General features: G+C 71.7%; 8 protein-coding genes. 6 read left to right on the forward strand and 2 right to left on the reverse strand.

Going from position 1 to position 12,038, the window contains the following annotated elements:
- Window positions 1–110: 110 nt before the first annotated feature.
- Window positions 111–875: an SIS domain-containing protein gene (locus ABZ646_RS27230; protein ID WP_360524111.1), complete on the reverse strand. Its 765-nt coding sequence runs from the start codon at window positions 873–875 to the stop codon at window positions 111–113.
- Window positions 876–993: 118 nt separating this feature from the next.
- Between ABZ646_RS27230 and ABZ646_RS27235 the strand changes: the two genes are divergently transcribed.
- The 6 genes from ABZ646_RS27235 (at window position 994) to ABZ646_RS27260 (ending at window position 10,290) form a co-directional block, all read left to right on the forward strand.
- The gene (locus ABZ646_RS27235; RefSeq protein WP_360524114.1) at window positions 994–1,887 is read left to right on the forward strand and encodes a MurR/RpiR family transcriptional regulator; all 894 of its coding nucleotides are present in this window, start codon (window positions 994–996) and stop codon (window positions 1,885–1,887) included.
- Between the two features lie 114 nt (window positions 1,888–2,001).
- On the forward strand, window positions 2,002–6,228 hold the full coding sequence (locus ABZ646_RS27240) for an NEW3 domain-containing protein (protein ID WP_360524117.1): 4,227 nt from the start codon (window positions 2,002–2,004) through the stop codon (window positions 6,226–6,228).
- Window positions 6,221–6,862: a peptidyl-prolyl cis-trans isomerase gene (locus ABZ646_RS27245; RefSeq protein WP_360524120.1), complete on the forward strand. Its 642-nt coding sequence runs from the start codon at window positions 6,221–6,223 to the stop codon at window positions 6,860–6,862. The genes ABZ646_RS27240 and ABZ646_RS27245 overlap by 8 nt, the downstream gene beginning before the upstream one ends.
- A 154-nt stretch (window positions 6,863–7,016) precedes the next feature.
- Window positions 7,017–8,393 carry an extracellular solute-binding protein gene (locus tag ABZ646_RS27250; RefSeq protein WP_360524123.1) on the forward strand — a complete coding sequence of 459 codons (1,377 nt, stop codon included), beginning with the start codon at window positions 7,017–7,019 and terminating at the stop codon, window positions 8,391–8,393.
- A 17-nt stretch (window positions 8,394–8,410) separates the two neighbouring features.
- Window positions 8,411–9,409 carry a sugar ABC transporter permease gene (locus ABZ646_RS27255; RefSeq protein ID WP_360524132.1) on the forward strand — a complete coding sequence of 333 codons (999 nt, stop codon included), beginning with the start codon at window positions 8,411–8,413 and terminating at the stop codon, window positions 9,407–9,409.
- Window positions 9,406–10,290: a carbohydrate ABC transporter permease gene (locus tag ABZ646_RS27260; RefSeq protein ID WP_360524126.1), complete on the forward strand. Its 885-nt coding sequence runs from the start codon at window positions 9,406–9,408 to the stop codon at window positions 10,288–10,290. The genes ABZ646_RS27255 and ABZ646_RS27260 overlap by 4 nt, the downstream gene beginning before the upstream one ends.
- On the opposite strand, the gene ABZ646_RS27265 is transcribed toward ABZ646_RS27260, so the two are convergent.
- Window positions 10,280–12,038 (reverse strand): glycoside hydrolase family 3 N-terminal domain-containing protein (locus ABZ646_RS27265; RefSeq protein WP_360524129.1); only part of this gene is annotated, 1,759 nt, incomplete at its 5' end. The genes ABZ646_RS27260 and ABZ646_RS27265 overlap by 11 nt on opposite strands.

Below are 12,038 nucleotides of genomic sequence, written 5' to 3' on the forward strand. Positions count from 1 at the left end.
GCGAGCGCGACCAGGCGGCGCAGGTAGGCGCGCACCCGGTCCGGGTCCGCCCGCGGGACCTCGCCCTCGTACCCGGCCACCCCCACCAGCCGCAGTTTCCCGCCCGACCCCTAACTTGCGGTACGCCGGATCCGCCCCGCGTACTTCTTCTCCAGTTCCAGGTTCCGTTCGAAGCCACCGGGCACGTTCGCCGACACGTACACCGGCGGCATCTCCCCCGCCGCGAGCAACAAGCCCGACGCCTCGGCGACCGCCATCTGCACCAGTGTCACCCCGGTCAGCGTGGACAGCGCGGACACCGCACCGCCACCCGGCAGCCCGAGCATCGCGTCCCCCACGGGCGCCGCGTTGTCCAACACCACGTCGGCCAGGTCGATCAGCTTCTTCCCGCTCGCATGCCCGGCAGGAACGGCGCGGGTGTGCGTGAGCGACGTGATCGCCAGGAGCTTGTGCCCGTGCTCCTTCACGTGGAGCGCCATCTCCACGATGACGCTGTTCACCCCGGAGTTCGAGATGATCACGAAGAGATCCTCGGCTCGCGGCGCGGCCAGGTCGTAGAGCCGCGCGGCGATGCCCGGCTCGCGCTCCAGCAGCGGATCGTCCAGCACTCCGGGGTCGTCGCCGCCGAAGAGAACGAGGTCGGCCATCTGGAGCCGGTTCGTCGGCACCAGTCCACCCGCGCGGCCGGAGACTTCGAGGACCATCGCCTGCGAGTGCCCGGTTCCGAACGCCTGGACCACACCGTCGGCGCGGACACAGTCGACGATCAGCTCGGCGGCGCGGCGCACATCGTCCCGCGCGGACTCGGTGACGTGACGGAGAACGGCCAGGCTCTGCTCGGCGAAGCTCTGGGCACTGACTGACTCGACGGACACGCTTCACTCCTTCTGATGGCTTGAACCACCATACAATCATCATCGAGTGAATCGATAAACCGTACAGCGGTCCTGGTATTCACTCAAGGCACAGATGGGTGACTGGTACCTTCTCTGCATGCCTGCGACGGACGTCACCACACTGATCCGCACCGAGCTGCCCCGGCTGGCCGGTTCCCTGCGGAAGGTCGGCGAGCTGATCCTGGAGGATCCGGCCGCCGCCACCCACTGCTCGGCCGCCGAGCTGGGCCGCCGTACCGGTACGTCCCAGGCCACGGTGACGCGGTTCTGCCGGGCCATCGGACTCGACTCCTATCAGCACCTGCTGATCGAGCTGGCCCAGGAACGCGGGCGCAGCGAGGTCTCCGACTGGGGCAGCGCCGAGATCGGCCCGGACATCTCCCCGGACGACGACCTGGAGCGGGTCGTCCAGGTCGTCGGCGCCGCCGACCTGCGCGCGGTGCAGCAGACCATCGACCGGATCGACATGGACGCCATGGAACGCGCCGCCCAGGCGATGGCGCGGGCCCGCCGGATCGACGTGTACGGCGTCGGCGGCAGCGGCGCGGTGGCCCAGGAGACCGAGATCCGGCTGTTCCGGATCGGCTGCTCGGTGCGCGGCTGGTCCGAGGTGCACGGCGCCGCCACTTCCGCCGCCCTGCTCACGCCGGCCGACCTGGCCATCGGCATCTCGCACTCGGGGGCCACCCGGGAGACCATCGAGCCGCTGGAGCTGGCCGGCGAGCGGGGCGCGACCACCGTGGCGATCACCTCGGACCCGCGCTCACCGCTGGCCCGCACCGCCGACATCCGGCTCATCTCGGCCTCCCCCACGGAGACCGGCTTCCCCGGGCGCACCGGCAGCATCGGCGGCAGGCACTCCGTGCTGGTCCTGATCGACTGTCTCTACGTGCGGGTCGCGCAGCTCACCTACCAGCGCTCCAGCGCCTCCCTGGCACTGACCGACCACATCACCCCGCAGCACGCGCGCAAGAGCCGCCGGGGCCGGTGACACAGGCGGATCCAGGCCGGGTATGCATGGATGAACCACCCGAGATACTCGAAGGTGGTTGTTTGAATCATCCAAGCGGTGCAGGATGGGGCTCTTCCACTCACTAGGAGACCCATGCGCGTCACCTCCGTCGAGTCGACCGAGTTGTTCGTCGGCAGCTCCGAGACCCCGCACCAGGTGGTGGCGGTTGAGGTCGAGCACATACCGGGCCGTACGATCCGGCTGACCGTCGAAGGGGCCGCCCTCGGTGTCGGGGAGACGGCTGTCACCGTCGGCGAGGACGGCACCGTGCGCGCCGAGATCCCGGTGACGGGCGAGAGCGGCCCGATGACGGTCACCGCCACCGACGGGGACCACGTCGCGTACCTCGGCGGCGAGTTCACCGTCGCCGAGCCGGGCTGGACCATGTTCATGGTCAGCCACTTCCACTACGACCCCGTCTGGTGGAACACCCAGGCCGCCTACACCGAGACCTGGGACGTCGCCGACGACACGGCCGTCACCGGCCTGGCCGCCCGCACCTTCGACTCGCGCGGCCAGTCCGGGATGAGCCTGGTGCGCGCCCACTGCGATCTCGCGCGGCGCGACCCGGCGTACACCTTCGTCCTGGCGGAGGTCGACTACCTCAAGCCGTACTGGGACGCCTTCCCGGAGGAGCGCGCCTTCCTGCGCCAGCTGATCCGCAGCGGCCGGGTCGAGATCATGGGCGGCACCTACAACGAGCCGAACACCAACCTCACCGGCGCCGAAGCCACCGTACGCAACGCCCTGTACGGCGACGGGTACCAGCGGGCGATCCTCGGGGCTTCCCCGGAGACGGCCTGGCAGCTGGACGCCTTCGGGCACGACCCGCAGTTCCCCGGGCTGATGGCGGACGCCGGGGTCAGCTCCAGCTCGTGGGCGCGCGGGCCCTTCCACCAGTGGGGGCCGACGCTGTCCGTGTTCGGTGAGGAGCCGCGGGATCCGAAGCGGATGCAGTTCCCGGCGGAGTTCGACTGGATCGCCCCCTCGGGGCGCGGCATCCTCACCGCGTACATGGTCAACCACTACGGCGCGGGCTGGCGGATCGACAACGCGCCGACGCTGCCCGAGGCGGAGGCCGAGGCCCTCAAGCTGTTCACGGGGCTCAAGCAGGTCGCCCTCACCCGCAACGTGCTGCTGCCGGTCGGCGGGGACTACGCGCCGCCGTGCCGCTGGGTCATGGCCATCCACCGCGACTGGAACGCCCGTTACGTCTGGCCGCGCTTCGTCAGCGGCATCCCCCGCGACTTCTTCGCCGCCGTGCGCGCCGAGCTGGCGGCCGAGGGCCGCAAGGCCTCGCCGCAGACCCGCGACATGAACCCGGTCTACACCGGCAAGGACGTCTCCTACATCGACACCAAGCAGGCCCAGCGGTACGGCGAGACGCTCCTCGCCGACGCCGAGGCCTGGGCGACCCTCGCCTCCCTGGTCACCGGGCACCCCTACCCGGACGCGGCCCTGGACAAGGCCTGGCGGCAGTTGGTGTACGGCGCTCACCACGACGCCATCACCGGCTCCGAGTCCGACCAGGTCTACATCGACCTGCTGACCGGCTGGCGGGAGCTGGCCGACCTCGCCGAGACCGTGCACGCCGACGCCACGCAGGCGCTCGCCGACGGCGTGCAGCCCGGGAGCGGGCCGGACCTCGTCGTCTTCAACTCCGCCACCTGGCAGCGCCGGGACGTGCTCACCGTCGACGACCCGGGTCTCGTCCCCCTCGGCGACGACTCCCGGCCGCTGCCCGCCGTACGCGAGCAGGACGGCAGGCTCACGGTCGTCGTACCCGAGGTCCCGGGCCTCGGCCTGAAGGCCCTGCCGCTGACCGCGGGTCGCGTCCCCGAGTGGTTCCCCGGCGAGGGCACGACCATCCGCAACGAGTTCTACGAGGTGACGGTCGACCCGGCCCGCGGCGGCGCCGTCAGCGGCCTCAGGGCCCTGGCCGAGGGGGGCCGCGAGCTGCTGCGCCCCGGCGACATCGGCAACGAGCTCGTCGTCCAGGAGGAGTACCCCCGCCACCCGCGCTTCGGCGAGGGCCCCTGGCACCTGACCCCGACCGGCACGACGGTCGCACGCAGCGGTGACGTCACCGCCGACATCGATGTCGAGCACTCCCCCGCCGGCTCCCGGGTCACCGTCCGGGCCGACCTCGGTCTGTTCTCGTACACGCAGCGGCTGACCCTGTGGACGGGCGTCGACCGGCTCGACGCCGCCACCACGATCGACGGGTACGACGGCGCGGACCGCCTCATCCGGGTGCGCTGGCCCTCGGACGTGCGGGGCGGGCTGCCCGTGCACGAGGTCGCGGACGCGGTGATCGGGCGCGGGTTCGGATTCGTCGAGGTGGACAGCGAGCGGTTCCCGTGGACGCTGGACAACCCCGCCAACACCTGGTTCGGCCTCGGTTCCACAGCCCGGGTCGCGGTCCACGACGACACCGGAACGCTGCTGGGCCACCGGTCCGTCGGCGTCGCGGAGCTGGTGTACGCCGACTGGGACGAGGCCGGTGAGCTGGGCGCCCCGCTCGCGGCGGCCCTGGTCCGCACGGGGGTCACCGCCACCTCGACCATCGCGGGCGGCCCCCGCTACGGCGACCTGGAGGTCGACTCCAACCTGCCCGACCTGCGGATCGCCGTGGGCGGACCGGACCGCAACGCGCTGGTCGCCGAGGCGCTCGCCATGGACCCGGCGGCGGCCCGCGAGCTGCGCCGGCAGCTCGCCGACCGGGGGACGGCCTCCGTCTGGGTCGCGCCCCGCGCCTCCCTGCGCGAGGAGTGGGTGCCCGGCGCGGACCTCCGTGACCTGGAGCGGCTGCCGTTGCTCGTGATCGCGGGCCCGGACGCCGCGGGCGACGCCAGGGCGGTCGACGCGCTCGTCGCCGACCTCGCCGACTTCACCGTGTCGGCCACCGCTGCGGGCGGCGGTGAGGCCCTCCCGCCCGGTGACGCCTGGGACGGGCGCGGCTTCGCCGTCCTGAACCGGGGCACACCCGGCTGCGTGGTGACCGCCTCCGGCGACCTCTACATGTCCCTGATGCGGTCCTGCACCGGCTGGCCCTCCGGCATCTGGGTCGACCCGCCCCGGCGCACCGCGCCCGACGGCTCGGCGTTCCAGCTCCAGCGCTGGTCGCACACCTTCGAGTACGCGGTCGTCGGGGGCGAGGGCGACTGGCGGAAGCTGGAGCTGCCCGCCCGCGGGCACGCGTACAACCATCCGCTGACAGGACGCGTACGAGGCGAGGGCGGGGGCGGGGGTCCGTCGCTGGCCCGCACGGCCTGCCTGCTGTCGGTGGAGCCCGCCCGCGAGGTGATCCTCGACGCGCTGAAGCCGGTGGGCTCGCCGCTGGCCCGGGGCGGTACGGACGCGGTGGATCCGGGACGCGGAATCGTGGTGCGGGTGCACGAGGCGAACGGACAGCCGGTGCGGGCGCGGGTGCGCGGGCCCGTCGGGTGGGCCGGCGGCGCACGAGCGGACGTACTGGAGAGGACGGGAGAGCCGCTGGCCCCGGAGGGCGAGGGCTCGCTGGCGGTGGACCTCGGCGGCTTCGAGGTGGCCACGGTGCTCGCGACGCCGGTCACCGCCGCCGGGTGCCCGGGTCCCGGTGTCGCGGCGCACGAGCCGGCCCAGCCGGTCGGCACCCGGTACTGGCTGCACAACTCGGGTCCGGCGCCGCGCGGCAACATGCCGGTCGCGCTGTACCTGTCGCCCACGTCCCTGACCGCGGCCGGTCCCGTCACAACGACGGTCCGGGTGAGCTCCGAGCTCACGGACGCGCCGGTGTCCGGCACGGTGGCCTTCGAGGTGCCGAACGGGTGGACGGCGGAGCCAGCTTCGTTGCCGTACGCGCTGGGCCCCGGCGGGTTCACGCTGGCCGAGGTCACCGTGACGCCGGCGCCGGACGCCGGACCCGGCCGTCACCGGCTCGCCGCACGGCTGTCGTACGGCGGGCAGACGTACGAGGACGTGGTGGGCCTGGACGTCCCCGGCGGGCCGCCCGCGGGATCCGGCCTGGTGTGCACGCTGGGCGCCGAGCGGGCCACCGTACGGCGGGGGGATCGGGCCCGTGTCCCGGTCGCCCTGCGCAACACCACCCGGGGCCCGGTCACCGGCCAGCTCTGGGCCGTCTCCCCGTGGGGCACCTGGCCTGGGGTCGTTCCGGGCCTCCAGGGCTTCACGGTGCCCCCCGGGGAGCGGGTGGAGGCCGTGATCGAGGTGGACGGCTCGGCCGTGCCGCCCGGCTCGTACTGGTTGCTGGCGAAGGCCGCGTGGCACGGCTGCGTGGCGTACACGGAGGCCGTGGTGCTGGAGGTGACGGATGTGTGAGGAGGTGGATCAAGACGCCGCGTTCATCGGTCCCGACGCGGTCCCCAGGGCCCGGGTGGACGCCCTGCTCGCCGCCGTTCCCGCTCGTGACCCCGCGTCCTGTCGGGCCGAGTCGCTCGCGCGGGCGGAGCGGCAGCGGCGGCGCTGGGCGACGCAAGTGGTCGTCGCCGACGAACTCGCGCGGCGGGAGTGCGCCGCGCGGAGGCTGGAGGTGCCGCCCGAAGCGTCCGCGGAGCGGCTGCTCGCCGTCGCCGGGGACGATGTCGCCGACCTGGGGAGCATCGTCGCCGCGGCGCTGGCCCACTCGGCGGCCGCGCGAGTGCTGTTGGACGCCCTCGAGGCCGAGCAGGTGGTGCCCGAGGCCGACGTGCGGGACTACTACGCGCGCAACCTGGACCGCTTCCTCACCCCGGACGCGCTCAGACGCGGGGTCGACCCCTTCGGCGGGACCGCGCCGGGCGACGTCCTCCCCTACGAGACCGTCCGCGAGGGCGTGGGGCGGGAGTTGCGCCGTGCGGCGGGCCGGCGTGCCTTCTTCGGCTGGCTGGACCTCGCCCGCGGCCCGGTCGGGTACGCGCCCGGTCACGAACACCCGGGCGATCCGGGCCATTCGGACCACGAGCACCGTCACTGACGCGCCTCTCCCAGCCGTACGGAATCCAAACGCAACACGGCCAGGCATTGACCTCCGATGACTTCTGGTCCACATTTTCATCAATCGGAATCCAAGTTGGTGATTTGAACCAGCTGCATTTCCTGACTCGCCCGGTCGCAGGAGGGCCCATCACATGCACGCAAGAAGACTGACCCGCACCTTGACCTGTATCGCCGCACTGTCGCTGGCAACCGCCGGCTGCGGTCTGTCCGGCGGCGGCTCCGGCGACGGGGGCGCCACCGCCGGCGCCTGCAAGGTCGACAAGGGCAACGTCGGCTCGGGGAAGCTGACCGGGGACGTCAAGGGCACGATCACCTTCCAGACCACGAACCTGAAGAAAGACTTCGGCGACTTCTTCAACGGAGTGATCGCTGACTTCCAGAAGGCCCATCCCGGCACCACGGTCAAGTGGATCGACGACCCCGGTGACAACACCTTCACCAGCCGGACCGTCGCCGACGCCCAGGCCTGCACGATGGCCGACGTCATCAACGTCAACGCACCGACGGCGACCGCCCTCACGAAGGCCGGCTACCTGCTCGACATCGGCACGAAGGACCCCGACGCCGCCAAGCCCTTCGTCCCGTCGTTCTGGAAGACCGCCACCTTCGCGGACGCCTCGGGCAAGGCGATCCACACCACGCTGCCCTGGTACACCGGCGGTGTCCTGCTGACGTACAACAAGGACCTGCTGGAGAAGGCCGGCGTCGACCCGGCGAAACCGCCGACCAGCATCTTCGGGCTGTTCGCCGACTACGAGAAGGTCGCCAAGGCCGCCGACGGCAAGTTCTTCGCGACGATGGCCAACCCGGTCTGGCGCATACCCGCCGACTTCGACCAGATGGGCATCAAGGTCCTGGCCGCCGACGGCAAGTCCGCCGTCTTCGCCGACGACCCGCGCACCACCCAGTGGGTGGCGTGGATGGCGAGGCTGTACAAGGAGGGCGCGATGCCGAAGGACTCGCTGTCCTCCAGCAACGACCCGTCCACCCTCTACAGCCAGGGCAAGGTGGCCTACGGTTCGACGAACCCGAGCTTCGTGCGGTTCGTGAAGCAGAACAGCCCGTCGGTCTACGCCAGGACGGCCGTCGGCCAGCAGCCCTACGACGCCCTCGGTGTCGCCTCCGCCGGCGCCCCGCAGTACATCTCGGTCGCCGCGACCAGCAAACACGCCCCGGTGGCGCTGGCGTTCGCGGAGTTCCTCACCGACGCCGAGAACCAGACGGCCTGGTGCAAGGATCCCGACGTGGTCATCTTCCCGACCACGTCGAAGTCGCTGGACGACCCGTTCTTCCAGAAGGTCACCGGCACCGACCCGTTCTCCCAGGCCCGCAAACTGGTCGCCGACCAGCTCAAGACGGCCTCCACCAACCAGACCGACCTCTCCCCGGCCGTGCAGAACGCCATCGTGGCCCAGGTGCAGCTGGCCATGCAGGGCAAGAAGAGCGCGGCGGACGCCGTCAAGGACGCCCAGGAGAAGGCGAACGAGCTGCTGAAGCAGGGCAGCTGACAGTGACGGCACAGATCATGAACCCGGCGTCCGGCACGGAGGCCAGGACCTCCGCGCCGGGCCCGGCCCCGTCCCGCCTCCGCCGACTCGCCAAGGCAGCTCTGCCCGGTCCCGCCCCAGGAGCCAACGGTGCTGCCATGTACCGCCGTTGGTGGCTGCCGTGGCTGTGGACCGCCCCCGCGATCGGGTGCGCGGTGGTCTTCGGGGTGTTCCCGTTCCTCAACACGGTCGTGCTGTCGTTCACGAACGCCAAACCCCTTGGCGGCGCCGCGGGTTTCGTCGGACTCGACAACTACACGCGGATGCTCCAGGACGACGACTTCTGGCTGGCCACCCGCAACAGCGTCCTGTACGCGGTGATCGTCGTCCCGCTGATGGTGCTGCTGCCGCTGATGCTGGCCGTCCTGGTGGAGAAGAACCTCCCCGGCATCGGCTTCTTCCGATCGGCGTTCTACACACCGGTGCTGGCCTCCAGCGTGGTCGTCGGCCTGAGCTGGCAGTGGCTGCTCGCGGACGACGGCCTGGTCAACACCTGGCTGCAGAAAGCTCACTTGATCAAGTCCGCGATCCCGTTCCTGTCGGACTCGTGGCTGATCCTGCTGTCCGCGATGGGTCTGACCCTGTGGAAGGGCCTCGGCTGGTACATGGTGTTCTACCTGGCCGCCCTCGGGAACGTGCCCAAGGAACTGCACGAGGCCGCGCAGATGGACGGCGCGGGTGCCGTGCGCCGCTTCTGGCACATCACGGTCCCCGGCGTCCGGCAGGCCATGATGCTCGTCGGCACGCTCACCGGCATCGGCTCGCTCCGGGTGTTCACGGAGATCTACATGCTCGGCAGTTCCACCGGCGGCCCCGGCGGAGCCGACCGCACCCTGCCGTTCTACATCCGGGACGTCGGCCTGGACCCGATCACCGGCAACGCGGGTTACGGCTCGGCCGTCAGCGTGGCCCTGTTCGCGCTGACGCTGGGGCTGACCCTGCTGGCGCAGCGTCTGACCAAGGAGGACGAGTCATGACGACGAGTGTCGTCGAGGCCAAGGGCCGTCGCCTGATGCCGCGTTGGCGTGACTACGGCCGCCCGCGCGAGCTGGTCGTCCGCTATCTGCTCCTCCTCCTGGTGCTCGGCCTGACCGTGGGGCCCCTGTTGTGGCAGCTGCTGGCCTCCCTGAAGGGCACGAGCGAGGACGTCTTCGGCGCGGGCGCCACGCTGCTGCCGCACCACCCGACGCTGCGCGCCTACCGGACGGTCTTCGACCAGGTACCGGTGTGGTCGTACATCAGGAACAGCCTGGTCGTGGTCGCCCTGTCGATCACCAGCCAGCTGGTCTTCTCCACGACGGCCGGCTACATGCTCTCCAAGCCCGCCTGGAAGGGCCGCAAGGCCGTCTGGGTGGTGCTGGTCGCCTCGATGATGTTCCCCTTCGAGTCGATCATGGTCTCGCTGTTCATCAGCATCCGCGACCTGGGCCTGGTCGACAACCTGGCCGGCGTGTGGCTGCCCGGCTTCGTCGGCGCCATCAACGTCCTGCTGATGCGCGGCGCGTTCCTCGCGGTACCGCGCGAGATCGAGGACTCGGCGATGCTGGACGGCGCGAACGAGTGGCAGCGCTTCACGTACCTGTATCTGCCGTCCGCGTGGGGCGCGATCATGGTGGTCGTCATCAACACGTTCATCAGCGCCTGGGACGACTTCCTGTGGCCGCTGATCGTGCTGCGCTCCGAGAGCCACATGACGCTCACGCTGGGACTCTCGCGCCTGCAGAGCTCGTCGTTCGGCTACGACCAGCGCATGGTCATGGCCGGTTCGGTGATCTCCGTGATCCCGGTGCTGGTGCTGTTCGTGATCATGCAGCGGTGGTTCTACAAGGGCGTGTCCTCGGGAGCGGTCAAGATCTGAGGTCCAGGGTCAGCGGTACGGCGGTCAGGGCCGCCCGTGCCGAGGAGGCGACCCGGATCTGCACGACGTCGGCGCCGGCCAGCCGGTCGGCGCCCAGTCGTGTCACGACCGTGCGGCACTCGCCCGGCGCGAGGTCGACGCCCTCGAACGCGCACAGTTCGAGGGTGCGCGGCCAGGTCGCGGTGATCATCCGCCGCAGATAGACCTGTACGATCGAACGCCCTCTGCGTGCACCGGTGTTGGTGACCTCGACGGCGACGGTACGGCCGTCGAGCCGGGGCGTACCGAACGCGAAGTCCGTGTACGCCAGTCCGTGCCCGAAGGAGGAGGCGGGCTCGGCGCTCCCGTCGACGTAGCCGCCGTACTCGGTGTCCTTGTGGTTGTAGTAAACGGGGAGTTGGGCGGCCGAACGCGGCACGGAGACGGGGAGCCGTCCCCTCGGTTCCGCGAGCCCGAGCAGCACCTCGGCGATCGCCTCGCCGCCCCATGGTCCCGGGTACCAGGCGGTGAGCAGGGCGGGCGCGGTGTCCGGGACGACGTGCGGACGCCCCTGGACCAGGACGACCGCGGTGGGCGTGCCGGTGGCGACGACGGTGTCCAGCAGCGCGTACTGGGCGGCGCCGAGCCGGAGTTCGGCGAGGTCGACGCCCTCCCCGCAGGTCATGTGGCCGACGGCGGCGAGGGCCGCGCCGTTGGCGTCGAACTCGGTGTCGGCGCCGCGCGCGCTGCTGCCGCCCAGCACCAGCACGGCGAGGTCGGCGGCGGCGGCCTCGGCGATCGCGGCCGGGATCCCGGAGAGGTCGCCGCCGGTGAGGGCGCAGCCTCGGGCGTGCCGGATGTCGAGTCCGGGCGGGGCGAGCCGGCGCAGGGCGTCCAGGACGGCGCTGCCGGTACCGGGGCGCTGCGGAGCCGTGTAGTCGCCCGACTGGTGGGCGGTGGTGGCGGCTTGGGGCCCGAGAACGGCGATGCGGGAGACGTCGCCCGCGATGGGCAGTACGTCGTCGTTGCGCAGGAGGGTGACGGCGGCGCGGGCCAGTTCCTTGCTGATCTCCTCGCCCCCGACCGGCGCGGGTGGCGTGCGGGTCCCGTCGAACAGGCCCAGGCGGAACTTGAGCCGCAGTACCCGGGCGACGGCGGTGTCGAGCACGGTCTCCTCGACGAGCCCGCGCTCGGCCGCTTCCTCCAGATGCGTGAAGCCCTCGTCCCAAAGGCTCAGATCCACACCGGAGTTGAGGGCGAGCGCCCCGGCGGACACCTTGTCGCCGGTGATGCGGGCCAGCCTGTCGACGGCCAGGCCGTCCGCCATGACCAGGCCCTCGAAACCCCAGTCGTCCCGCAGGAGTCCGGTGAGCAGGGCGCGGTTGCCGGAGCAGGGCATGCCGTCGACCTCGTTGTACGCGGCCATGACGGCGGCGGCGCCCGCGCGGACGCCGGCCCGGGCGGCGGGGAGATGGATCTCGTCCAGCTCGCGCCGGCCGAGCTCGGACTCGGCGGAGTTGCGGCCGCCGACGGTGGCCCCCTGGCCGGCGAAGTGCTTGAGGACGACCGGGGCCCTGTCGGCGGCGAAGCAGCCGTCCGGGGAGGCGCTGCCCTGCGCGCCGCGGACCAGCGCCTCCGTCAGTCGCGCGGCCAGGTACGGGTCCTCGCCGAAGCACTCCTCGGTGCGGCCCCAGCGCGGGTCGCGGGAGATGTCGAGTGCGGAGGCGAGTGCCACATGGCCGCCCCGGGCCCGGAGTTCGGCGGCGGCG

Source organism: Streptomyces sp. NPDC007162 (assembly GCF_040634175.1).
GTDB lineage: Bacteria > Actinomycetota > Actinomycetes > Streptomycetales > Streptomycetaceae > Streptomyces.

Excerpts from the sequence above, each read along its gene's own strand:
- ABZ646_RS27235 (WP_360524114.1), top strand. The coding sequence starts at position 994 with ATGCCTGCGACGGACGTCACCACACTGATCCGCACCGAGCTGCCCCGG.
- ABZ646_RS27240 (WP_360524117.1), top strand. The coding sequence starts at position 2,002 with ATGCGCGTCACCTCCGTCGAGTCGACCGAGTTGTTCGTCGGCAGCTCC.
- ABZ646_RS27245 (WP_360524120.1), top strand. The coding sequence starts at position 6,221 with ATGTGTGAGGAGGTGGATCAAGACGCCGCGTTCATCGGTCCCGACGCG.
- ABZ646_RS27250 (WP_360524123.1), top strand. The coding sequence starts at position 7,017 with ATGCACGCAAGAAGACTGACCCGCACCTTGACCTGTATCGCCGCACTG.
- ABZ646_RS27255 (WP_360524132.1), top strand. The coding sequence starts at position 8,411 with ATGAACCCGGCGTCCGGCACGGAGGCCAGGACCTCCGCGCCGGGCCCG.
- ABZ646_RS27260 (WP_360524126.1), top strand. The coding sequence starts at position 9,406 with ATGACGACGAGTGTCGTCGAGGCCAAGGGCCGTCGCCTGATGCCGCGT.